General features: G+C 55.5%; 14 protein-coding genes. 12 read left to right on the plus strand and 2 right to left on the minus strand.

What is annotated here, in order from left to right; all coding sequences use genetic code 11:
- Positions 1-133: 133 nt before the first annotated feature.
- From HNO86_RS07235 to HNO86_RS07260, 6 genes are all read left to right on the plus strand, one after another.
- A complete protein-coding gene (locus tag HNO86_RS07235) occupies positions 134-1657 on the plus strand; it encodes a CoA-acylating methylmalonate-semialdehyde dehydrogenase (RefSeq protein WP_175376325.1) in 1524 nt (507 codons plus the stop codon).
- A 77-nt stretch (positions 1658-1734) separates the two neighbouring features.
- A complete protein-coding gene (locus HNO86_RS07240) occupies positions 1735-2397 on the plus strand; it encodes a TetR/AcrR family transcriptional regulator (protein WP_175376326.1) in 663 nt (220 codons plus the stop codon).
- The gene (locus tag HNO86_RS07245; protein WP_175376327.1) at positions 2390-3328 is read left to right on the plus strand and encodes a LysR family transcriptional regulator; all 939 of its coding nucleotides are present in this window, start codon (positions 2390-2392) and stop codon (positions 3326-3328) included. Before HNO86_RS07240 ends, HNO86_RS07245 begins: the two co-directional genes overlap by 8 nt.
- Positions 3329-4172: 844 nt before the next feature.
- Positions 4173-5426, plus strand: coding sequence for a site-specific integrase (locus HNO86_RS07250; protein ID WP_175376328.1), 1254 nt, complete (start codon positions 4173-4175; stop codon positions 5424-5426).
- Positions 5427-5437: 11 nt separating this feature from the next.
- Complete coding sequence (locus HNO86_RS07255) at positions 5438-6958, plus strand: tyrosine-type recombinase/integrase (RefSeq protein WP_175376329.1); 1521 nt, start codon at positions 5438-5440, stop codon at positions 6956-6958.
- Entirely contained in the window at positions 6945-9059 is a 2115-nt protein-coding gene (locus HNO86_RS07260; RefSeq protein WP_175376330.1) for a hypothetical protein, read from the plus strand. The genes HNO86_RS07255 and HNO86_RS07260 overlap by 14 nt, the downstream gene beginning before the upstream one ends.
- Positions 9060-9575: 516 nt before the next feature.
- Here HNO86_RS07260 and HNO86_RS07265 read toward each other — a convergent pair.
- Positions 9576-10019 carry a hypothetical protein gene (locus HNO86_RS07265; RefSeq protein ID WP_175376331.1) on the minus strand — a complete coding sequence of 148 codons (444 nt, stop codon included), beginning with the start codon at positions 10017-10019 and terminating at the stop codon, positions 9576-9578.
- Positions 10020-10103: 84 nt separating this feature from the next.
- On the opposite strand from HNO86_RS07265, the gene HNO86_RS07270 reads away from it, so the two are divergent.
- The 5 genes from HNO86_RS07270 (at position 10104) to HNO86_RS07290 (ending at position 21234) form a co-directional block, all read left to right on the plus strand.
- Entirely contained in the window at positions 10104-10370 is a 267-nt protein-coding gene (locus tag HNO86_RS07270; RefSeq protein ID WP_175376332.1) for a helix-turn-helix domain-containing protein, read from the plus strand.
- Between the two features lie 1411 nt (positions 10371-11781).
- A complete protein-coding gene (locus tag HNO86_RS07275) occupies positions 11782-14748 on the plus strand; it encodes a DEAD/DEAH box helicase (RefSeq protein ID WP_175376333.1) in 2967 nt (988 codons plus the stop codon).
- Positions 14749-15007: 259 nt separating this feature from the next.
- Entirely contained in the window at positions 15008-15466 is a 459-nt protein-coding gene (locus HNO86_RS07280; protein ID WP_175376334.1) for a 3'-5' exoribonuclease, read from the plus strand.
- A 56-nt stretch (positions 15467-15522) separates the two neighbouring features.
- Positions 15523-16350: an inositol monophosphatase family protein gene (locus HNO86_RS07285; RefSeq protein WP_175376335.1), complete on the plus strand. Its 828-nt coding sequence runs from the start codon at positions 15523-15525 to the stop codon at positions 16348-16350.
- Positions 16351-17481: 1131 nt separating this feature from the next.
- Positions 17482-21234 (plus strand): autotransporter outer membrane beta-barrel domain-containing protein, encoded by a 3753-nt coding sequence (locus HNO86_RS07290; RefSeq protein WP_175376336.1) that lies wholly within the window; start codon positions 17482-17484, stop codon positions 21232-21234.
- Positions 21235-21538: 304 nt separating this feature from the next.
- Here the strand turns inward: HNO86_RS07290 and HNO86_RS07295 are convergent, their stop codons facing one another.
- Positions 21539-22483, minus strand: a complete 945-nt coding sequence (locus tag HNO86_RS07295) for a transporter (RefSeq protein WP_175376337.1) — start codon at positions 22481-22483, stop codon at positions 21539-21541.
- A 234-nt stretch (positions 22484-22717) separates the two neighbouring features.
- Here HNO86_RS07295 and HNO86_RS07300 point away from each other — a divergent pair, with 234 nt between their 5' ends.
- A complete protein-coding gene (locus HNO86_RS07300) occupies positions 22718-24295 on the plus strand; it encodes an AMP-binding protein (protein ID WP_175376338.1) in 1578 nt (525 codons plus the stop codon).
- Positions 24296-24462: the final 167 nt, after the last annotated feature.

Consider the following 24462-nt stretch of genomic DNA (forward strand, 5'->3'; position numbering starts at 1 on the left):
AAGTGCCAGATGGCTGCCATGCCGATTGTTCACCACAGCGAACAATCAATTCAGTTTTCTGCCGTAGTCAGGCCGACAAGCGCTGCTTAATCTGACGGTGAAATTCAAATTCACCACCGCAGCGAGACCTGTTATGACCAATGCCAACGACAACAAAGAAGTTGCTCAGTACATCCACGGTGTCCACGTTACCGGCAGCGGTACCCGCACTCAGCCGGTTTTCAATCCTGCCACCGGTGCGGTCAGCACCCATGTTCGCCTGGGTAGCATCGAAGACGTAGATGCCGCCGTGGCATCCGCAGAGGCGGCATTTGCTGCCTGGTCGAACACTCCGCCTATCCGCCGTGCCCGGGTATTGTTCAAATTTCTGGAGTTGTTGAACCAGCATAAAGATGAACTGGCGCACTTGATCACCGCCGAGCATGGCAAGGTCTTCACCGATGCCCAGGGCGAAGTGGCCCGGGGTATCGATATCGTCGAGTTCTCCTGCGGCATTCCTCAGTTGCTCAAGGGCGACTTCTCCGATCAGGTGTCCACCAACATGGACAACTGGACCCTGCGTCAGCCTCTGGGCGTGGTCGCCGGCATCACGCCGTTCAACTTCCCGGTGATGGTACCGATGTGGATGTTCCCGGTGGCGATCGCCGCCGGTAATACCTTCGTCCTCAAGCCAAGCCCGACCGACCCGAGCGCCAGCCTGTTCATGGCTGACTTGCTGAAGCAGGCCGGCTTGCCTGACGGCGTGTTCAACGTGGTGCAGGGCGACAAAGAGGCTGTAGACGCGCTGTTGGTGCATCCGGATGTCAAAGCGGTTTCCTTCGTCGGCTCCACGCCGATCGCCAACTACATCTACGAAACCGGCGCCCGCCACGGCAAGCGCGTACAAGCCCTGGGCGGCGCGAAGAACCACATGGTGGTCATGCCTGACGCTGACGTCGATCAAGTTGTCGATGCGTTGATCGGCGCGGGTTATGGCTCGGCGGGCGAGCGCTGCATGGCGATTTCGGTGGCGGTGCTGGTGGGCGATGTGGCTGACAAAGTCATTCCGAAATTGGTGGAACGCACCAAGGAACTCAAAGTATTGGATGGCCGCAACCTCGCCGCAGAAATGGGCCCGATCGTTACCCCGGCTGCGCACTCGCGCATCACGGGCTACATCGAAAAGGGTGTCAAGGAAGGCGCGCAACTGTTGGTGGACGGTCGCAACTTCAAGAGCTCCGACGCTGGCGAAGGCTGCGAGGAAGGCTTCTGGATGGGCGGCACGTTGTTCGATAACGTCACCCCGGAAATGACCATCTATAAAGAAGAAATCTTCGGTCCGGTGCTGGCTTGCATGCGCGTCGATGATTTCGCCACCGCGGTGCAGCTGGTCAACGACCATGAATTCGGCAACGGCGTGGCCTGTTTTACCCGCGATGGCAACGTCGCTCGTGAATTCAGCCGTCGCATTCAGGTCGGTATGGTCGGCATCAACGTGCCAATTCCAGTGCCGATGGCCTGGCAGGGTTTCGGTGGCTGGAAGAAGAGCCTGTTTGGTGACATGCATGCTTACGGCGAGGAGGGCGTGCGCTTCTACACCAAGCAGAAATCCATCATGCAACGCTGGCCGGAAAGCATCGGCAAGGGCGCCGAGTTCGCGATGCCGACCGCTAAATAAGGCTGCTGCGTGAACGAGGGGAGCTTTGGATGAGAAATCAGTTGATTGATTAAGACGATCAGTCTATTAGTCGACCCATGACGAACATTCCTGCTACTCCTCGCAAACGCGGTCGACCGGCGAAAGCCGCAGGCGACCATCGAGAAACACGAGAAACCCTTTGCCGTGCGGGCGTTGCCGCCTTGACGGAAAAGGGTTTTTCCGTGACTGGCATTGACGAAATACTCAAATCGGTCGGCGTGCCGAAAGGCTCGTTCTACCACTTCTTTGCCAGCAAGGAAGCGTTCGGTAGCGAGTTGATCACGCTGTACGCGACCTATTTCGTACGCAAGATCGACCGGTTTCTGCTCGATCAAAGCCTGACGCCGCTTCAGCGCATCGCAGCCTTTTGCGAGGACGCGGAAATCGGTATGCAAAGTTTCGATTTCCACAGAGGTTGCCTCGTCGGCAATCTGGGTCAGGAGATGGGCGCATTACCTGAATCCTTTCGCGGACAACTGTCTGGAGTTTTGCTCGATTGGCAGGCCCGGTTCGAGCGCTGCCTGGAGGAAGCCAAGGCCGCCGGTGAAATCGACAGGGATGCCGATTGTGCGCGTCTGGCTGCGTTCTTCTGGATCGGCTGGGAAGGGGCGGTGTTGCGCGCGAAGCTTGAGCAAAACGGCGAAGCCTTACGGCTCTTTGCGGACATTTTTTTAACGAGCCTGAGCGTCAGCGGACGAGAACACTCCAACCATGGCTAAAGTGGAAGTCGAACAACTCTGGACCCACGTGCACTGGCTGGCGATCCTGGAAGAGCAGGGGACCTATACCGCGGCTGCGCTGAGATTGGGAGTCAGCAAGTCGGCCGTGAGTCAGCGCATTGCCGAGCTGGAGAAAGCCACGGGGTTGAGCCTGGTGCAACGCACGACCCGCAGCGTGCGATTGACCGATGCGGGAAATGCGCTGGTCAGTGACGTGCGCAGCGCCTACGAACAAATCGCCCGCAGTTTTTCCGATGTCCGGGATTCGGCAGGTGTCGCCCGAGGCCTGCTGCGACTGACCGCGCCGGTCGCCTTCGCCCGCCAGCAACTGGTGCCGGTACTGGCCGGCTTCTTCCAGGAATACCCCGAAGTCAGGGTTCAACTCGACGTTTCCGATCAGATTTCCTCCATTGCTTCCGAGGGTTTCGACCTGGCCATCCGGCACAGCAATCAGATCCCGGATACCCACGTCGCCTGGAAACTCAGCCCGACCCGTTCCGTGCTGGTCGCCACCCGCAGCTACCTGGAGAAATTCGGTGAGCCTCGGCATCCGGATGATCTGGCACGGCACAGCTGCCTGTTTTACCCGCGAGGCAGCGACACGCCGGCATGGGCCTTCGAGGCAATCGAGGACACGCAGATGGCGGGGAAGCGGCTGACGGTGCCGGTCAAAGGCATCTTCGCCACCAACAACAGTGAAGCGTTGCGTGATGCGGCGCTGACGGATTTGGGCATCGCATTGTTGCCTGACTTCACCGCTCAAGCCGGGCTCAAAAGCGGAGCTCTGGTGCAGGTGTTGCCGGCATGGCGATCGGTGGGTGCGTTCCCGGAGGACATTTATCTGGTGCGTCCTTATTCGGCACATGTACCGAGAGCAGTCAGTGTCTTTGTCGAATATCTGCGTGGGCGGTTCGCGGCAGGGTTCATGTAAGGGCAGGATCATACGTGTAGAGCAGTAACTCTACCAAGTAGATGTTTAGTTGAGCTGTAGTTTTGGCGTGGGGAATTCTCTCTTGGGAGAGGCCTATCAAAAGCTGCCTGCAGTTGCGGATTCGCTCCTGTGTAGGAGCTGTCGAGTGCAACGAGGCTGCGATCTTTTGATTTTAAAAGACAAAGGCAAGATCAAAAGATCGCAGCCTTCGGCAGCTCCTACATGAGGGCTTCCAGAGGGATCCGGCTTGTTGGCATCGCCTTACCGGAATACAGATCAGCGGGCATTATCGATTATCGAGAATGACGGCATTTGAATTCTGCGCACTAACTCCATGCTGAGCACTGCAGATTTCACGCAGCGTCGTGCTCGGTGGTTGATCCTGATGAAGGCTACGCATTGAGCGATAAGCTGATGTTGAAACTACCATTCAAACCTGATGAATCTGCACGGCAACGAAAATCTGTAGCGACGGTACGGGTTCCTGTCGATGGAGCGAAATCCAGGACGACAAACATTGAAAGCCGCGTGTCAGGTAAAAGAGCCATTCGATGATTGGTCGCAAGAGTAAGCGGCAATTCGATCATTGAATGCCATAGGAAAGCCTCGATGAATCAGCAGGCTTCCTGAAGCACGATCCAGGCGTTAAAAAGCACTGCGCAACCGGCCTGATATTGATACATGGTGTTACGTGTAATGTATATTATGTTAAACCAGATGCTATGTTAGAAATGTTCATGAGGCTCGTAAGACACTGATTCGACAAACCCGCTTCTGACGTCCACTCTCTCAACGGGCCATGTACGTTGTGTTCATGGTGAACCATTGTATGAGGTGGCTGCCGATGAAGCTGATTCAGTGCCGTTACGCTTCTGGTCAACGTGTACCGCTGCTCGTGCAGACCGGAGATGCGGCGCCGTTGCCCAAGCTAGTTCCGTTCATCTATGTCCAGCTCAAGCTCAGGCATCGTGCAACTAACACTACCGCAGCGCACCTACGTGCTATCCAGGCTTTCTATGCCTATGCCAGAAGCCGAGATCTGGATATCGATGAGGCCATCTTGGCCTGCCACTTTGAGGCGATTCTGTCTTTACTAGACGGCTACGCCATCTGGCTCCAAAGCGGCCGTCAAGCGGACAATCTGGTCGCGCGAATCGGCAAAGCTGAAACGGTACCTTTTTCGCAGATCGATCCGCGTACCCGTGACCAGTACCTGCGGTTGCTGAAGCAGTACCTGTCCTGGTGCGTCACTCGTTACATCCCGCGCGCCCGTCATAACTCAACCACCCTGGCTCACATCGAAGTTGTATTTGCGGATGTCGCCGACGTCATTGAGCGGCGCTTTGAGAGCCATATCATCAATGTTCGTCCCGACCGCACTCGTTACCGCAGCCTGACAGATACGCAACTCCAGATCATTCGCACATTGATTGTCCCGGGCGCTGCGGAGAATCCGTTTCCAGAACGATTGCAGATGCGCAATTGGCTAATGATTGAATTGCTGTTGGAGACTGGAATACGGCGCGGTGAGCTTCTGAAGCTCTACACCACGGATATCAATCAAGGTTCACAACATGCCTACGTCAGCGTCAATGATCGCGAACATGATCCAGGTGACCCGCGCGCTGAAGAGCCTGCGCTGAAAACACACGGACGAACCGTAGGTATCTCCGCACAGTTGTATGAGGTCTATGAGCGCTATATCCAGAGCGAGCGGCGCCCAATGCGTGATGGCAAACCGATGAAATTGCCGTACCGCTATTTGTTCATCTCGGATCGAGGGCGCCCGCTGTCAATCCGCGCGTTGTCGAACGTCCTTGATCGGCTGTTTCTGACCATTGAACTGGCTCATCCGAAGTTGTTGCCTACACTTTCCGCGCATGACTTTCGCCACACCTTTGCCGACCGCTTTTTGGCTTACCTGGTCGAGAAGCGTGGGCATGACCTGGAGCGCGCCACGGACGAACTCCGACGAGTCTGCGGCTGGTCTGACACTTCGACGATGCCACGCCGTTATGCAAGTCGTTATCTAGCCGAGTCGGCCAACCGCCACAATGCCCAGCGTGCCTCGGCAGCCTGGAGCCGACTTGACAGTTAAGGAGGTTCACCGTGACCAAATCAGCCGATCAAGAACAGGCTTCACCCTCCTCCTCTTTTCCGGCCTACGTGTTCGAGGGCCCGGCTCAGGTTGCGATTCGAACGCGCACTAATGACCAGCCACGTTACGTCGATACCCGATTGAGCGTCTGGACGTGGTACGACGGCGGAAAGGCTATGAAAATCGATTGGGCCGCGCTTCACCTAAATCCTCAACTCATGCACATCGCCAAAGCGTTCGTGGCCTATACACTGGAAAAGTATGCACCGGTAACGGCATTCAAAGCATCCGGGATATTCGGGCGACTAGCTGAGAGCGATATTTCAGCCAAGTTTCCTTGGACGCGACAAGAGCTGGTCACGACCATAAGTACCTGGGCGAAATTTCGCGAGAGCACAATTTTTTTTAGAACGTTTTATCGCTGGGCCCTTAATCGAGGAATATTGGGCTTTGACAAAGAAACATATCTAGCACTTAAAGAAATCAAGACGAGCCGCCTTGATCCGTACGAACGTATATTTCTATCCCAGTCCGGTTTAGCCCTTGACGAAGAGATCCGGCTACTGCAGCGAATTGAGCGCGATATCCAGACCAAAGACTGGAGTGGAGCTCAGCTCAACATGATGCTCCACTTAAGTTTCGAATTAGGCCCTCGTTCGATTCAATTCCATTCGCTTGACATTGCGGATTTTGAGTTCATCGAGACCGCTGATGATGAAAGGTACTACACCCTCTGGTTACCCATGGCCAAAAAGGTCGGTCAACGTAGACCTGAGCGACGGCCCCGCAAAATAACAACCCGACTGGGGGAGAAAATCTCGCAACATGTTTCGGAAATGCGACGCCGCTTTGGCGGCGACTGCGAACCATTGTTTGTAAGTCCTAACGGACGACGCATGTCTGTTACCGAAATCGGTGTGGGCCTCAAACACGAGCTGTGTGAAGCCGGGATAGACAAGCCGAACCAGGTAACCATGTTGCTGCGTCACCACCTCGGGCAAGGATTGGCGGACCAGGGAACTCCGGCAGACATGATTGCCGAATTGCTCGGCCACAACAGCACGGTTGCGGCGCGTGCTTACGTTACGGCAACCCCCAACATTGCCCGGATCAAAGAGAAAGCACTGGGTAAGAGCCCGGCCTATCAACGCATCATGCGCAGCTTATTAACTGGGGAAATCGTGGAACGCCGCGATACGTCGCCGGATAGAGCCATCCGCGGCGTCATCGATACGCAGTACATCGGGGACATTGGTGCCTGCGCCCTCCCAGTTCATACCCACTGCCCCTACAATCCCGTCTATGCCTGCTACACCTGCAAGAAGTTTCACCCCTTTGTTGACGGCCGGCATGAGCAGGTAAAAGAGGCGCTGCAACGAGAAGCCCAACGGTTCATAGACGTTGCAGAACAAGCCGGAGATCTCATTCACAACCGGCCCCTCGCCCAGCATCAGACAACCATCCTGGCAGTAAGCGCTACGATCGAGCGCTGCCGGCAGCACACTGAGGATGCCGAAGATGACGCCGTCTAGCGCAAGGCAGAGTCTCGAAGGCTTCATTAATCAGGAGCAAGCGATTTTTCAGTCATTACCGATTACAACGCCGTGGGAGTCAACTCTGTGGTCGGTCGAGCGCTGGTTGCCGCAACGCCTAAAGCAACAGACCATCACCTTTGAAACACATCGACAATCGCTTGAAAGGTATGGCTATTCTGCTCCTCCTAAAGCCGCCCTCCCCTTGGATTTTCAGGATTTTTGCAAGGCCTTAATCGTGTATCTACAGCGCACCCGGAGTCTGAAGTTTTCGATGGTGGCTGCTTACAATATTGCGATCCGGCGGCTGTATAACCCATTGTTTGAACGTGGCGTATCCGACCCCACACAATTAACGCGAGGCGATTTCGACCGCGTCGTAGGATTTCTCAGCGAGAGTGGCTACAAGAACCTCTACGACGCGATCTCTCATCTTCAAGTGATAGCGAATACGATTGATAATTTGCAATTAACCGAGATCGCCATCCACTTTGAGCACAATGCAAAACCAGAAAAAAGCCGCCACGACTACATTTCATTGCACGATCCTGATCGTGCGGTAAAACAGCGAAAATCTGACGACAGATTGCCCTCTCGCGAGGCTATGGAAGCCTACGCCTTATGCTCGAACCACCCACTCAGCGAGGGCGAAGAAATCTTGCTGCGCGTGATCGATTTATTGATTGCAACCGGTCAACGGGGTAATGAGGTAGCAGTAATCCCCTATGACTGTTGGGTCGAAAGGCCGATCAAAGGGACGACAGGAGAGGTGGTTGTAGATGCGAATGGCAAACCTCTGGTCGAATGCGGAATTAGGTACTTTGCGGAAAAGCAATTTCAATCTCGTGTGCATTGGTTAGCGGAAAGTGATGTTCCATTAGCTAGGCGTGCAGTCGAACGACTGAAAGCGCTGACCCAAGAGCAACGACAGATTGCTATGTGGCAGGAAGCCAATCCTGGGCGCATCTGGGAATACCCACCGCAAAAGGTGGTGACTGAGAATCAGGTTCTGCGGTGGCTTGGTTTTAGTGACGGACAAAGCGCAGCTAGGAATCTTTATTTATACCTCTCGAGAAATGGCATTGATCCATATGACGATGAAACAAACTATAAGCCCAGAGAAGCCAGAAGGAGGCGGTACCTGGCCGGCAAGATTGAACAGTTACTTGCTCCCGCGCTGCGCGGTCATGAGGTGTTGACAGAAAATATTGGAGGCATGCCTCGTGTAGTACTTAGAACCAGCGAAACACTAGCCATCTCGTTTGATGGCCAATTTCGTCTAGGTGGGCGGGAGGCTAATGTATTTCGAGCGATCCCGCGTCGGGTGACCCTCCGGGATATCAATCACGCGCTGGGCAGCGATGACAAATATGCTTCCATTTTTTCGCGTCGTTCATTAACCGAATCCGATGGGACTCCGATTCGGCTAACAAGCCACCAACCTCGACACTGGCGAAACACCATTTACCACCTGACCGGTATGAGCGATGTTCAGCAAGCGTTGGCCCTGGGTCGAAAACGTCTCGACCAGAACGTCTATTACCAGCACACAAGCATTGAAGAAAACACTGATGCCCACCAGGATTTCTTGGCGTTCAATAGTCATCACGAGCGCATTGATTTCCTACATGCAGGTATAAGAGATAGACGCATTCAAGGCGCTTTAACCGACAGTTACCATGCACTGTTGGTAAATAAAGGTACGACCACAGCGGAAGCATTCCTTACCGTTCACGCAACAGCGTTGCATGTGACACCCTTTGGCGGTTGTGTTCATGACTTCTCACAGGCACCCTGCCCCAAGCATTTGCAATGTTGGAATAATTGTTCTCACCTGCATTTGCTGGGCACACCTTCTGAGAGGAAGAATCTTCAGCAGCAAGCCGAGCGTTTGTCACAGGCCATACTGATCATGCGAGATGCAGGGGACGGCGAAGCAGGAAGCGATGTCTGGCTGGCAGACCAAGAACACAAACTCAACAATCTGCAGGCCGCTCTTTCTAGCGACGCTGGAGTGAGCCCACAACAGGTGTTTCCGTCTGGGCATCCGGTAACCATTCCTGAAACTAGCAAACGACACAGCTCTGTATCGGATGATTAGAGGTAACCATGGCGCGACGACAATCTTTAAGGGGCGCGGACCTGGATGAAGCAATAGACACCCTCCTCGCCCAGATGATCAGTCTGGGATTGGAACGTGCACCTATTTCGCGAACTGAGGTGCAAAAGCGCTTGGGGCTGACAAGTCGAGCCACCTTGGTGGGCGAGCGCGGTAAGCGGATAGAGTCCGCCCGCGTCGCGCAACTAAGGGAGAGTGGAAAGGATCCTGACAACGAACGCCGACGTAGAAGCCTGGAAGAGCGTATAGCTGGCTTACGGGCAGAGAATGCTGACTTGGTCCGGCAGCGAGATCGACTGTTCGAGGCGTTGTCAGTAATTTCGAGTATCTGCTTGGTGAAGGGACTTGATGTGGAAGAAATATTGGCTCCATTGCGCAGACACTAGACAGAGAGCTTACTCGAAAAGCGCAAAAATACTTTGAAGAGCCAAACAATGGGCTGCTCTTAGCTGTGATCCCCACTGAGGGGTGAATCGATACATACAGAGGCTCATCGACTCAAGGGCTACCTAAACACATGGAAGTGTCAAAAATGACTTCCCGATAAGTCCCATTGAACGCTTGCAAATTGGTATCACCAACGAAATAGGTCGTGCCATTTTCGACCTCGTACAGAAGTCCTTCGAGGCCGTGTTCGGATAGCAATTCAATCTTAACCAATTGCTCCATTCGGTGGTGACCTGACTGATTAATTGTTCCGGAGCTGACGAACTGGACACTCCGAACCACCAACGTTTTCGACTGTTGCGCGAGTAACGAGCAAAGGGCACGTTCACCAACGACCATAAGGATTAAGGGGAAGCGTCGTTTTCCATTTCGCTCCTCAACCAGCACGTTAAACCAGCCAAGCCCCACGTCGTACTCGACACACATCCATGTGCGAAAGGTCTCACCCAAAAAAGGGACTAACGGCACTTCGGCCCACTCATAGGTTCGAAACATCAGCTGCTCTCCGAAAATATCGCTAACGAGTATAGTTAATTTCGGACGTGACGGGCTTCATCATTCCTTTTGCGAGTCAGGCAAATGGAACTGAAGGAAGCATTTGGGGTAGCCCTGCGCCAGGCGCGTTTGGAAAAAGGTTTGGCGCAGGAAGCTCTCGCTCCTAGTCAGGCCTATGTCAGCGAGGTTGAAAATGGCCGGAAAAGCCCCTCTATAGAAAAAGTTGATGAGTTAGCGAGCGTCTTGGGAATTCATCCCGTCACGCTATTCGCCCGTAGTTATCTTGTTGACGGTAGTGACCTGACTGATCTCTTGAAACGCGTTACTCAAGAGCTTCACGAACTCCAATGAATAAGCAGCTTCCTTTTTGAGATCTCGCTCAGCGTCGTCGACTCACTCAGTCTAGGGCGTGGGCGAGATATAAATTACGGTGCTGAGAATTTGGAGCTAGGGCTTACTACTCGTTTATCGCCCGCCACATCCTCTCCTTGAAAACCCCAAGATTTTTTGGAGCATCCAACGAGGTCAGAATTACGGATAGCCGTGAACCTCTGGGCAAAGGAATTGGTTACAGGATGAGGTACGTTTCGTAGCCAAGACTGCTAGAGTCTACCCGGGGCCTAGAGTGTTGAGAATCTGTTGCATCCGCACAGTATCACTAGCGGCCTGGAGACATGGTTTTTTTGTCCAAGCTTACTACACATCAAATTATGAATTTTCGCATAATTGCGCATAAAGCTAGGTGCCTAGCGCTTGCGGCTAATTTTTTTATTTATAGCGCCGTTTTTCACCAAATATTCTTCATGATGCTTATGATCAAGTCGATTTCGCCTCGCTCACGAGTCAGCCGCCGGGAATGAGCATGCGCCTAAATGAGATAATGCTCGAAAATTCCTCGACAAAGGATAATCGGGAACTTGGGCGGTAGGGAGTGCGTTGGTACACCATGGCATCTATCACGACAAGTGCTTAGCAAGTCCAAAAACTTGGGCGCCGGCAACTTGCCGTGTTGTTGGAGGGTTTTCCTCTGCTGTGCCTGGTGTCGGACTGACCCTGTTGATCGCCGCAACGATGCCGGTGCTTATTCCAAAGCCTACGAAGCGCGAAAAAATCGCTTTTGGCCGATTGAGACAGGCAGCAATCCGCCACAGATGCTCAATAAGGACTGGAAATTGGTTTTTGGCTTCGCCTGCAAGAGGAAACAGCTCTGTCGATCCTCTGCCCAGGTGTATACATCTGCAACTCAGACACTCCATGCGATTGAACTTCCAAGCCTTCTCGGACCAGTCAAACCGGCATTGGCCAATCGCCCTAGTGTTATTAATAAATTGAGTAGTATCGTTCATCCGACCGCGCTCGGCAGTAATGGGTCATCCAAGCACAGATGATCAAAGGCTGTTCGAGCTGGTTTGTTTGATGACGGATACCCGCTTGGCTCCCGTCACCTTGAGTGATAGGTGCGACAGGCTGCTATTTTCTTCGTGGAAGCACTTGGCCGAATGATCTACGTCCGCAAGTACGGTCGGCGCGTAGCAGGTAGACTCGGCGTGCTGCTCGGTGAAAAACGCTTGCCGCCGGTTAGAACTCGGGCGCCTCAGGCAACGGCGTCATTGACGTACATGATCACGCTTGCTGCACGCTCCCAATTTCCTCGCGAAAGAGCCAAAAGACGCCGACCTCAATTGATGAATATTTGCACGTCGACCCTTGTTTAAAGTGCACCGCAAATTACGATTAACGTAAATTCCCAAAGAAGGACAGCATGGCTGGATTTTTCGTTGAGCAGGCTGAAACCCTTAAACTTCGTCAGCAATCGGACCGCCCAAACAGCGGTTTCAGACCAGGTCAGCTAGGCGCAATGCATGCGACCTTGGCTCACTTCTCGGTTCAAGATGATCCAGCAATCATCTGTTTGCCTACCGGTTATGGAAAGACGTCGCTCATGATGTCGCTACCACTTCTGCTCGGAGCCGGCCGCGTTCTGATAGTCGAGCCATCAAGTGCGCTGCGCAAACAGGTGCATTCACATTTTTCCGCCCTTTCTACTCTCCGGCGCATCGGTGCACTACCTGTAGATGGGCCCCTCCCCTCAGTTCATCTTCATTCGGGTCGCCCCTTGACGCCGGAGGACTGGGAGCAGCTGCGGGACTACGACGTGGTGGTGTCGACCCCAGGCAGTTCGTCTCCAATGGTTGCCCCAGGAGCAGCATCTGACCTGTTCGACTTGGTGATCTTCGATGAGGCGCATCACGCCCCCGCAGATTCCTGGGCGGCCTATTTAGAGCACTACGCCAATGCTCAATTCATCTTCCTTACGGCCACTCCGTTCAGGCGCGATGATCGCGTAATTCCAGGAAAACTGGTCTACCGATACCCCGTAATGAGAGCGGTCTCTGAAGGCGCGTTCGACCCGATCACTTTTCGACAGGCCGTGATCGAAAACGAACTTGATGACGAGCACGTCGATCGTGTGATTGCGCAGACTGCCGTTGCACAGCTGGAAGAAGATCTAGCCAATGGTTTTGACCACAGGCTCTTTGTTCGAGCCGCGACAATTTCATCGGCACAAGCGCTCGTGCCAGTCTATGAGCAGTTGGGTGTCCCTGTGGCCGCCATTAGCAGCAGACTGACTAAGCGTCAGCAGGATGCGATCGAAGAGAAGCTCGTCTCGGGCGAGCTCAAGGCAATCATTTGCGTCGACATGTTCGGCGAAGGTTACGACTTCCCAAAGCTCAAGGTCGCTGCGCTGCACGCGCCTCATAAGTCCTTGGTGCCCACCATCCAATTTATCGGCAGGTTTGCAAGGGTTGATAACACGACTGGCCGCCCTACTTTGATAGCACCGGCGTTCAGGGTTCGCGAAGCGACGGCAACTCTGCTCAAAGAAGGTGTCGACCTAGCTCAAATGATTGATGAAGCCGCTCTCGCCCAGATCCAGGGGGCGGTCGAGGCTCAAGAATTCATCGAGAGCTTACCGGTACGCCGAATTAGCGAATCAGATTACGAGTCAGTGTCCCCTCTTTCCTTCAATCTCTATGCGCACGTCCGCGTCTTCCACTGCAACCGCCAACCGGACTTTGGGCTTCTTGGCGAGAGGGTGGGTAGGCTTCTTCGAATCGTTAAACAGTGGGAAACGCCAGACGGAACGATCTCCCTCGTATTGACAGCGGATGAAGCGCCTCCGAATTGGGCCATTTCAAATACGCTGACTGACATAAGGCACGAAGCCTTCCTGCTCATGTATTTCCCTGAGTCTAATTACTGCTATATCGGATCAACGCTCAGGACAGAAAAGCTGTACCTGTCGATCATGGAGATTGTTTGCCGAGCAGCTAGCCGCGGACTGAGCTACGAGGAAACCAGTCGTGCGCGAGCAGGACTGGAAGGCATGAAGTTCTTTGCTGTTGGCCTACAGAACACCACGTTCAATTCACAGGTCGAAACTTACAGAACCCTGACCGGCCCGCAAGCAGAACGCGCGGTGACAGCAGGTGATAGCCGTGCTTACGCCCAAGGACACTACTTCGGGAGCGGCATGAACGGGCTGATTCGCGAAACCATCGGTGCAAGCAGCAGTTCAAGAATCTGGAGCAACCAGCGTCTTTCAGTCCCCGACTTTGTCGCCTGGGTTCAGACGCTAAACGGGCGCATCAACGGGGATGCTCAATTTAGCGCTTCTCACCTGGACTTAGTCCGCACCACTACAACCCTTCGAGAGTTGCCTGACGCGCTGATTGCCGCAAATTGGCCGCGGCAAGGCCTCAAGTGCAATCCACGAATCCAGTTCCGACCTTCACCGGAGCACCGCCCCCTACTCTCCAGGCTCGTGGAGTGGGATATCCAAGATTTTGACTGCAATACTCAGGCTGGCCAGCTGGATTTTTCCATCGTGCACACAGAGGGACAGATCCGGATGCGGTTCAGTCTCGAAGGTGGCCAACTCATCAATTGCCTGGATCCTGAAGCATCAATCATGGTTGAGTCCAGTTATGACGCGTGGATGCCGTTGGCTGAATGGCTAACCGAGCACCCTCCCATTTTTTATGCCTCCGACAAGTCTTCCTTTGAAGGGATGAACAAAATCGCTGCCCCTCTGCTTCGAACCCTTGCTCTCGCCCCGGGAGATGCCGAGTCGATCGATTGGACAGGATGCGCGATTGAGGTCGAATTCCTGCCCAACAATCAGGAGACTCGAACCTTGGAGCGCCGCGCGCAGCTGGAAGGCAATGCAACAGTACAGGAGCACCTGGAGCAATACCTCCTGACGCTGCCTGATCTGCAGTGTCTGTACTACGACCATCGTTCAGGCGAAGCTGCCGATTACATCTGTGTCACGGCCAATGAAGCCCAAGACGTGAACGTAACCCTTTACCACTGCAAAGGTGCAGGAGGGCCGGCCAATGGCGGGCGTGTCGGTGATGTGTATGAGGTCGCCGGACAGCTAGTGAAGTCCGCTTATTACTGCGAGGTCTCGACATTGGTGCATCACATGGAAGATCGCATGCACCGGCGACACACATCGCCCTCGTATTTTGTCAGAGGAGACAAGGAGGAAACCTTCCGACTGTTAGCGTCGACACCTGCAACGAAGCTTACTTTTACAGTTGTCGGCGTCCAGCCTGGAATACGTCGCACCATGGTGGACGAGCGCCTCAGTGACTTGATGGCCTTCTGCATCGGTTACGCACGCCAAGGTGCGGCCAGAGCTTATTGGCTGGTGAGTGAATAGCGGTGAAGAGATCCTTAAGATAGAGGCTCCCGGAAAGCGCAGCGCTTTCCAGGCAACTCCCTTTAGGATTTACGCTGGTTATACCCCAGCAGCAGACCCGCCAAACTAAGAGCCGCCGAAACCGCATCGATGAAGTTACGAAGACTGGGGTGCCCTTTTGGCGGTTAGCCGGAAAATCCACAAAAATCATCCCTTTCGCAATGATCTGCATGTGGGTGAAACTCCTCGGTTCTGATCCTGCAATTGTGGTGTGGCTAAAATGCAAAGAGCATATCTGGATTGCGAATTTACCTCCCTTGACCCCTACTATGAGCTCATTAGCCTCGCCTTGGTCGTTCCCAATGGCCCAGAGTTCTATGTTGAGATAGAAGACGGCTGGATTCTCAGTGATTGCTCCAACTTCGTTCAAAAAATCGTGCTTCCCCTCCTCGACCTTGATAAGTATGGAAGAACGCAATCGCAAGCTGCGGACGAGCTACAGCAATGGCTAAGTCAGTTCGATGGTCTTGAAATCATCTGTGATGCGCCACAATGGGATTGGCCGTTATTAGTGCGATTGGCAGGTCCAGACGGGTTGCCAAAAGGAGTGGTATCTAGCTCGATCACCTATGCAGTTCAAGCACAGATGGCCGACCTGGTCTTTCCTCACCATGCTCTACAGGATGCAAGATTGATTGCCGATTTTGTGGAGTCGATTCGAAATCGGCAGCTTGGCTAAAAAGCGCTCGAACCAGGATTTGCCTTCAATATTCAGAATCTGAAGTCAGAGGTTTTATGAAAGTCGTGAACCTAATTACGCTGCTTGAGCAGGTAGTAAATGAGGTGAGACTCGCAGGAGCACTGCTGGTTTCAGAGTGGGAAAGACCTGAAGGGCCTCGTGGCTATGGCGACAAAGCAACCGTGGACATCGAGATTGAGCGACAGCTTCGCAAGTCGTTACTCCAGTTGCTTGATTGTGATTTTTGGGGTGAGGAAACTGGGCATGCTTTAACCAACGATCCATGGTGTTGGGTAATCGATCCAAATGACGGCACCGCTGATTTCCTGAAAGGTCTCAAAGGCTCATCAATTTCAGTAGGTTTACTACGCGATGCTCAACCTGTTTTAGGGGTGGTTTACGCGCCTATAACTGATGACCGCGGTGAAGATTGCATTGCGTGGGCGGAGGGACTACCACATTTACTTCGCAACGGTTGCCCCATTGAAGTGGATCTGAGTCAACAAAATTTAACGACTGACCGACTTGTTATGGTCAGCGCTGCCGCGGTAGGTAGGCCTGAAGAAAATAGCGAGTTGTGCTTCCCAGGTACGTTCCATGCCATGCCGAGCATCGCCTACCGACTTGCACGTGTAGCCGCTGGTGATGGGGTCTGCGGTATTTCGCTTTATCCCGTGTCAGCTCATGATGTGGCCGCCGGGCACGCTCTACTTAGAGCGAGTAAAGGTGAGTTGTTCGACCAAGACAGCAACATCATCACTTATAGCACCGACATGACTAAGGTTTCACTCAGATGCTTTGGAGGAGCTCCCGATGCATGTGTTGATCTGTTATGTCGGGATTGGTCGCGGCTTTTGTCTCCTCAGTTGCCCCATGATGTTTGAAAAACAATCAGAAGGGCAGGCAGACGATGCGTTCAGTTGAAGAATGCAATATCCGATAACTGTCAGACTCGCATATTGTATTGAGCCTCTGAGACACTCAACCTACTGCAATCTCTTGCCGTTGACTAGCAGGCACTGCTTCGGCTCGGCGGGTAGCCAGTTCGTATCGATGCGGATCACTGAATGAAGGCTTGAACAAATTGCGCCGGGACCGCTTGACCTTCAGCCTTCAAATTTCGTCAGCTCTGTAGGAAGCGCCCGGCTTTCCTGCAACACTTCAAGCGTCCTCTTACGCTTGTGCCCTTTACGCCGATTGCTGGTTACGAACCAACCATTGAAGCGCAGTTCCGTGATCCATCCAATGAGCTCACGTTACTTATCGTAATGCTGATTTTTGTCTTGTATCTGCGATTGTTCCACCTGATCCGCCGTGACAACTCACGTCCAGCAGAGAATGATCTACTGCGCATTACAACAGGCAGAACCAGTCCGTCTTGCGTTATCCATGGGATGTCGTCACTTCCTGGTTCCACTCTGTCCTTAATGTGTAAGAGGTCTCATAGAGTTGGATCCGAAATCAGACGAAACGCATAGCAATCGCCTCAACGTGGTCTAAATATAACTACAGGCATATCCCGAGTTGTCTCATGGTTTACCTGTATGTGGGCTGATTTCGCACGGTGTCCTGAGGAGTACGGACATATTTGCAGGAGAACTCGAAGAGGGATCATCGAGGGTTCGCAGAGGGAGTTGGCCACCATGACTCAACACCGGGATCCGTTTGATTTTCTCCACGGATTGACGTCAGATCCAGCTGAATTGACACATGGCAGCTGGGTCATCCATTCACCGCTGGCATGGAGCGCGGAGGCTGGAACTCCTGCCGATCCGCACTTACGGCTGCAGTTCGCGGTCGCGGTAGCTCTATTTGGCGCGATCGCATCGCCGGCCTGGTCCGCCGATTGTCCCTTGCCAGCCCCCGTCAACAACACGAGCTGTACTGTGCCCTCCGGTACCACCGTAACCGTCACCACAACAGGTGCTACGGGCCTGAATGACACTGGTACGCTGGGCCAAATCATTGGCGATGGCATTACCGTTAACCTGGGGGCTGCCACCACAACGGGGGCCATGGCATTGCAAGGAGCGGCAATCACCTTCAATGGCAGTACGGTCAGCACCACTTCTATCGGCGCCGCAGCAAACGGCCAGGTCGGATTGCGGGCCTCGGGTGCCGGCAGCAATATCGTCGCAACGGGTGCAACGCTCGACCTGACACCTGCGTCCGGCACTTCCCTGAACCTGCGCGGTGCGGCGGCTGACAGCGGCGGCGTGCTGACGCTGAACGGCACAACGGTGCTGGTCACCGGTGGTGCCAATGGCACGGGTAACTACGGTCTGGCGGCGACCGGAGCGGGAAGCCGGATCAACTTCTCCGGTGGCTCGGTCAGTACCAGTTCCCGGGGTGCCTTCGGCGTACTGGCTGAAAGCGGCGGGACGGTCAGTCTGTCAAACGGTGCCCAGATCAGCAGCGCCGGGGTACAGAACGCAACCACGCTCGCTGGCAGTCATGCGCTTTACTCCACCGGTGGCGGCAGCCAGATCAGCACCACAGGGATCGCGGCCAGTACTTCGGGTACTAACGCATCCGTTGCGCTGGCCGATACCGGTGGCACCCTCCTTCTGACCAGCAGTTCGTTCACCAACTCAGGCGCCAGCAACCTGGATAGCACCCCGAATGCCGGGGTGCGGGCGATCACCGGCGGCAAGATTGTCATGAGCGGCAGCGGCAGCACGATCACTACAACCGGCCTACGTGGCTTCGGTCTTTCGATCGAGGGTTCCGGGTCGCAAGCCCAGGTGGCGGATACTGCGATCCAGACCAGCGGATCTCGTGCGTTCGGTGTTTCCATCAAGGCTGGCGGCTCGGCGCAGATCAACAACAGCAGCGTTCTGCTCAACGGCGCCACCGGGCCTTTTACACCTGCCGTGCAGGTCGAAGGCGTTGGGTCATCGCTAACGTTGACTAACAGCACGGTCACCACGACGACACCCACGGTTGCCGTGGGCGTGGCGGCCCGGGACGGTGCGAACGTCCTTGTCAGTGATACCCGGATCACAACCACAGGTCTGAACTCGGCGGCGCTGACCGCGTTCAGTGCGGTGCCGACACCCGCCTCGGTGACCGCGAACAACATGACCATCATCACCAGCGGCGACGACAACGCCATGGGCGCGATTGCCGACCTGAACGGCACCATCACGCTCAATGGCGGCACCATCACCACCACTGGCAACCAGGTCAGGCAGTCGTCCTTCGCCCATGCCCTTGGCGCGCGCAACCCCGGCGGCACACTGATTGCCAACGGTACCGTGGTCAATACATCGGGGCTCTCCGCGATGGGCGCCTGGTCGGACGATGGCGGCAACACGACCCTCAATGATGTCCGGATAACCACGTCCGGTGTGCTGGGTGTCGGCTTGTACGCGGTGGCCGAACAGGTTGGAACACAGTTCAACGCCAATACCACGGCCAATCGCAATACGGTTCAAACCACTGGCCTGAATGCCTTTGGTGTCGAGGCACAATCACGCAACGACCAGCCGGTCGGCGTGGCCACGGTTACGGTAAACGATACGGCGGTCACTACCCAGGGCACGGGTGCCGTGGGTTTGCGGGCGATACTGGAAAACTATGGTTCTGCACCCACCGGCCGAGGCGAAGCTAATGTGGTAGCCAACCGCAGCACCGTGCAAACCCAGGGTGTCGGTGCCCATGGCGCCTTGTCCCGTGACGCGCCGACCTCGGTGACAATCAACCAAAGTTCGGTTCGGGCCTCCGGTACGGAGGCTCACGGTGCGGTTGCATTGATTGGCGGACGCATCATCGGCACCGATGCAACGGTGACTGCCAGCGGTGCGAATTCGATGGCGCTCTATGCCTTGGGCATCCCCGGCGCGGTCTCCACGGCGGACTTCACCCGCAGCACGCTGACCAATACCAGCGGCTCGATCATTGGTGTTGCCGGCGACGCGAATATCACGCTGATCAATTCGACCGTGACAGGCGCCGGTCAATGGCTGCGGGTGGGAACGCTCAATGACTTTCCCCTGTTGGCCGCTTCGCCACCGCCACTGGGCGGACCTGCTGATTTTCCGGATGAGCTCACTGGCGCGTTGCCGCCGTTACAGCCCCCGCCGATCACGGCCCCTGCCCCGCCAGTCAGCCCCGGGCTGGCCAATGTCACACTGTCGGGCTCGACCGTCGTCGGTTCGGCCTTCACCGCGCCAGGCAGCGTTTCCAACCTGACCCTGACCAACAACAGCCTCTGGCGCATGACCGGCGATTCCAACCTGACCACATTGGTCAACGATCCCAGCCTGATCGACTTCTCCGCGCCGGTGGGTGGTGTGTTCAAGACGCTGACCGTCAATACCTACAGCGGTGATGGCGCGATCGGACTGAACACCTTCCTGGAAGGCGATGGCTCGCCTTCGGACAAGCTGGTGATCGACGGTGGCACCGCCACGGCCCTGGCCACCGGCAACACCGCCCTGCTCATTCACAATGCCCGGGATACCAGCGGAGTTCTGGGACGAGGCGCCCTGACCACCGGCAACGGCATTCTGGTGGTCGATGTACTCAATGGCGGCACCACGTCCGCCGATGCCTTCCGCCTAGGAAATCGTGCGGTTGCCGGCCCCTACGAGTACACCTTGCATCGATCAAGCGTGGATGGCAGTAACAGCGAGGCTTGGTACCTGCGCTCCACCGCAGATTCCCCATCACCGACGCCGACACCGACGCCGACGCCGACGCCGACACCGACGCCGACACCGGATCCGTCACCGGAACCGAACTTCCGTCCGGAAACCTCGCTCTATGGCGCCATTCCGGCCCTGGCCCTGGTCTACAGCCGCGGTCTGATCGACACCCTGCACGAGCGTGTCGCCGAGGAGCGGCGCATGCCCACCGACCCGCTGCCCAAAGAACATGAAGAAACCTACGGGCCATCAATCGGCTGGGGGCGAATGATCTTTCGAAATGGCGAACGCGAGGCCGGCAGTAGCGGTCCATCCGGTAATTCGCCAGCGTACAGCTACGACATGCAGGCGTTCCAGGTCGGCATCGATCTGTATCGCGGTGAAGACACCGATGGCAGCCATGATCAGGCCGGACTGTCCCTGGCGGTCGGTAATATCGATGGTGGCGTCAAGCATTACACCGGCAACGGCGCCGGCGATAACGTGCTTCGCGCCTACAGCCTCGGTGGTTACTGGACGCATTTCAGCCCCGATGGCGGCTATGTGGATGGCGTGCTGCAACTGCATCGCTTCGACATCGAGGCCAAGCCCAACGACCTCGGCAATCTGGACACCCAGGGCTGGGGTTACACCGCGTCGCTAGAGACCGGCTATCCATTCCTGGTCGATGAAGGCGACGACGAACACAAATTCGAAAACCTCTACCTCGAGCCCCAGGCACAGCTGATCTATTCACGCATCAATCTGGATAACAGCGATGACATTGCGGCCGACGTGCGCTTCAAGGACATCGACTCACTGATTGGACGTTTGGGGGTACGCCTGGCCAAGGACTGGTTCCGTGAAAACGACAAGGGCGAAACCCTGCGCACCAATGGCTGGCTGCGCCCCAGCGTCTGGCACGAGTTCAAGGGGCAACCCAAGACCGAGTTCTCCTCGGCCAACGGTTTCGTGCCATTCGAGGCCGATATCGGCGGTAGCTGGTGGGAAGCCAACCTGGGCGTCGATTATCAGGCTGACAAGAAAGTGACGTTCTACATCTCCGCCGGCTATCAGAAGTCCTTCGACGGCGACAGCCACAGCTACGAGGGCATGCTCGGTGTGAAGTACGATTTCTGAGGGGGTATGGCTAACTTGTAGGAGAGTGTTCCCCGGGCGGCATCCGACAAAATGCCCGATGACGCCGAGAGTCGCCGTGGGGTACACCTCAGGCCCAAGGAAGGCATTGAGCTTTCAGCTACCTACTTTTCCAATTGTGCTTGTGGGAATTGCCACTCGCCTTCAAGAATCTGAGTACGGGGACGATAGAGTCGCACCATGTAGTTCCCCCCTTATGTGGTCGGCGGGCAATTCGGTGCTTTGCCATCACAGCCACCAAAGCGAACCGTCACCATCTTTCCTTTCCTAGTGCACACCGTGGATTTCAATTCGATAAAGGAATGACCAAGGACAACCAAGTGTTCCAGCCTTCTGCCCGATTCTTCGCATCGAACTCGTAGTAACCCTTGAGATTGGTATACCAGAGGTCCTTACCGACTTTGAAAAAGTGTCCGGCCTGCGGCCCGATGCCATTGACCCTGGATTTGAAATCGCCAAAGGTTGCACCGCTGCCGCTATCGCCGGTGACCTGACGGAAGACGTAGCCGACAAGACCCAGGTGAGTTTGATCGTTGATGAAATGTGAGGCGCTGAGGTCAAGGTGGGCATCGATACCGTTTTGATAGTCGATATCGGTGTTTTCCCAGTTGTAGGTCAGGCCCGCCACGGCGGAAAACTCGTTTATCTTGTCAAACCAGGTATAGCCACCTCCCGCATCCAGGGCAGCGTGTCCCAAGCCTATGTTGACTAGACGATTGGGATCATAGGCGCCGACCGGAATGTCGCCCATGGTGTAGGCGATGAAATTGTGAACGCCATGGTTCCATTTCATGGTGCCCATCACATAGACGTCGCTGCCGCCTTTTAAGGTGTCGTCGGTACTGCCGGAAAAGGTCCGGCCTCGTGGCCCTGTCAGCGTGAGATCGACACTGCCCTCGGAGCGCGCCACTGCCGCGCCCATTGCCAAAGCAACTTGAGCGCCAAGCAAAGGCTCGGCGAAGGTGTAGCTCGGGAAGGCGAACAGGATGTCCGCTGTCGCATCGAGACCAACGGTGGTCAGCCCGCCGCGGGGAACGGGTTTGCTGGCGTCATCCTTGGCGTTGGCATGGTAGTAGATGAGCGGCAGGCTCAAGCCGGGAGCGGTGGGTACCGCCGCGAGCGTACCGAACTGCCCCGGCAGCCAGAAGCTGATACCGCCGTTATCCGCCTGGGCCAGCATGGCGGGCAACAATGTCATCAAGCCCAGCGCAAGTCTGTTTCCTGTTTTCATAAAAACCCTCGACTCACTTCAAACTAATGGCTGACCGTGCATTGTTTACAGTGGCTTTCTCGTAAAACGCCATTGAGTGGAAAGGTTTTTTCCGTTGGTTGTGCATAAGGTTCTCCTATTCACCCTAACACCGACGGCGCCAACTTCCCCCTCTCCAGATGGGGGGCGCGGTACACCTTGGCCTCCTTTTTAGAATGCGTTTTCCAACACCCAGAACAAAAAACGGAGAACGCAATGAAGATGAATTTTTCCCGGGTCATGGCGCAGGTTGCACAACGCTATTCCCGTCAGGAAGCCTTGGTGAACGTCGAGCGAAATCGGCGTTATCGCTTTGATGAACTGCATCGGCTGACCAACCGCATCGCCAATACCCTGCGTACGCGCCTGCATTTGCAGCGCGGCGACACGGTGCTGTGCATTCTGGAGAACGACAACCTGTCGCTGCTGCATGCTTGGACGGCGTTCAAAGGCGAAGTGGCGATTGCGCATACCAATTTTCGCGATTCGCTCGAAGAACACCGTTGGCAGGTCGAATTTATCGCCCCCAAGGTCATATTCATCGAGACAGCGCTGTTATCGCAGTACAGCGAAATGCTGTGCGCCAGCGGTGCAGTGGTGGTCTGCATGGACGAACCCCCTACCGATTGCGGTTTTGCGCTGTACTTCTGGGCATTGCTGGAGGGCATGTCGGAGGACGAGCCTGACGTCGAATCCGATGTCCATCAGGACACGCTGATCTACCGCTTCACCGGCGGTACCACCGGCAAGAGCAAATGTGCCCGGTACACCATCGATAATTGGCTGGCGGCGCGGGATTCGATGTATGCCGACAGCGAGCAGAGCCAAGCCCTCAACGAACGCACCCGCTACCTGCACATCGCACCCATCAGCCATGGTTCGGGGCTGTCGCTGTTGCCGACGTTGTTCCGTGGCGGCTGCACCGTTACCCAGAATGCCACCGACCTCAAAGCCTGGTGTCGTAATGTCGAAGCGGAACGCATCACTACAGCGCTAATGGTGCCGACGTTGGTGGGTTGGTTGCTCGAGCTGGAAGAGGCATCGCAATACGATTTGTCCAGTCTGCAGACCCTCTATTACGGCGCGGCCCCTATGAGCCCGGTCAAGCTCAGGCAATCCCAAGAGCGTTTCGGCAACATCTTTTTCCAGCTATACGGCGCCACCGAATGCGCCCAGGCAGTCTGCACCCTGACCAAGGCCGATCATCTGAGCGCGGTCGAAACAGGTCGACTGGCCTCCGCGGGGAGGCCTGCCACCGGTATCGAGCTGAAGATCGTCGATGAGTCGGGCAATCGGGTTGCGAACGGCGTGACCGGGGAGATCTGGCTGCGCGGGCGTGGCACCATCAGTGGCTATCACAAAAATCCACAGGGCACGGCCGCTGAATTCAACGACGGTTTCTGGAGGTCCGGGGACCTGGGCTATGTGGACGAAGCTGGCTATGTGTTCATCGTCGATCGCAAGAAAGATGTGATCATCACCGGTGGATTCAATGTCTATGCCGTGGAAGTCGAAGCCACGCTCAATACCCATCCCGCCGTATCCATGTCCGCCGTGGTCGGCATTCCCCATGACAAGTGGGGCGAGGCGGTCCACGCCGAAGTCGTGCTCAAGACGGGTATGGCGGTCGACGAGCAAGAACTGATTGCACTGGTCAAGGAGCGCCTGGGCCGCTTCAAGGCACCCAAGTCGGTGAAGATGGTTGAAGCCCTGCCGGTCAGTGCCGTTGGCAAGGTGCTGCGTCGACAGGTTCGTGAGCGCTACTGGGCGGATCAGTCACGCCGGGTTTCCTGACGGTAGGAGCGAGCTTGCTCGCGAAAAACGTCCAGACAACGCGGGCACTCAGAAAGCCCGCGTTATCGTTGACGACCATCGCGAGCAGGCTCGCTCCTACAGGGGGAACGCGTGCGTATCAATGAGCAAAAAAAAACGGAACCGCCGAAGGCGGTTCCGTTTCGCAA

Source organism: Pseudomonas sp. C1C7 (assembly GCF_013359595.1).
Classification (GTDB): Bacteria; Pseudomonadota; Gammaproteobacteria; order Pseudomonadales; family Pseudomonadaceae; genus Aquipseudomonas.

Excerpts from the sequence above, each read along its gene's own strand:
- HNO86_RS07290 (WP_175376336.1), top strand. The coding sequence starts at position 17,482 with ATGGCATTGCAAGGAGCGGCAATCACCTTCAATGGCAGTACGGTCAGC.
- HNO86_RS07235 (WP_175376325.1), top strand. The coding sequence starts at position 134 with ATGACCAATGCCAACGACAACAAAGAAGTTGCTCAGTACATCCACGGT.
- HNO86_RS07240 (WP_175376326.1), top strand. The coding sequence starts at position 1,735 with ATGACGAACATTCCTGCTACTCCTCGCAAACGCGGTCGACCGGCGAAA.
- HNO86_RS07250 (WP_175376328.1), top strand. The coding sequence starts at position 4,173 with ATGAAGCTGATTCAGTGCCGTTACGCTTCTGGTCAACGTGTACCGCTG.
- HNO86_RS07295 (WP_175376337.1), bottom strand. The coding sequence starts at position 22,483 with ATGAAAACAGGAAACAGACTTGCGCTGGGCTTGATGACATTGTTGCCC.
- HNO86_RS07260 (WP_175376330.1), top strand. The coding sequence starts at position 6,945 with ATGACGCCGTCTAGCGCAAGGCAGAGTCTCGAAGGCTTCATTAATCAG.
- HNO86_RS07245 (WP_175376327.1), top strand. The coding sequence starts at position 2,390 with ATGGCTAAAGTGGAAGTCGAACAACTCTGGACCCACGTGCACTGGCTG.
- HNO86_RS07300 (WP_175376338.1), top strand. The coding sequence starts at position 22,718 with ATGAAGATGAATTTTTCCCGGGTCATGGCGCAGGTTGCACAACGCTAT.
- HNO86_RS07280 (WP_175376334.1), top strand. The coding sequence starts at position 15,008 with ATGCAAAGAGCATATCTGGATTGCGAATTTACCTCCCTTGACCCCTAC.
- HNO86_RS07285 (WP_175376335.1), top strand. The coding sequence starts at position 15,523 with ATGAAAGTCGTGAACCTAATTACGCTGCTTGAGCAGGTAGTAAATGAG.
- HNO86_RS07265 (WP_175376331.1), bottom strand. The coding sequence starts at position 10,019 with ATGTTTCGAACCTATGAGTGGGCCGAAGTGCCGTTAGTCCCTTTTTTG.
- HNO86_RS07275 (WP_175376333.1), top strand. The coding sequence starts at position 11,782 with ATGGCTGGATTTTTCGTTGAGCAGGCTGAAACCCTTAAACTTCGTCAG.
- HNO86_RS07270 (WP_175376332.1), top strand. The coding sequence starts at position 10,104 with ATGGAACTGAAGGAAGCATTTGGGGTAGCCCTGCGCCAGGCGCGTTTG.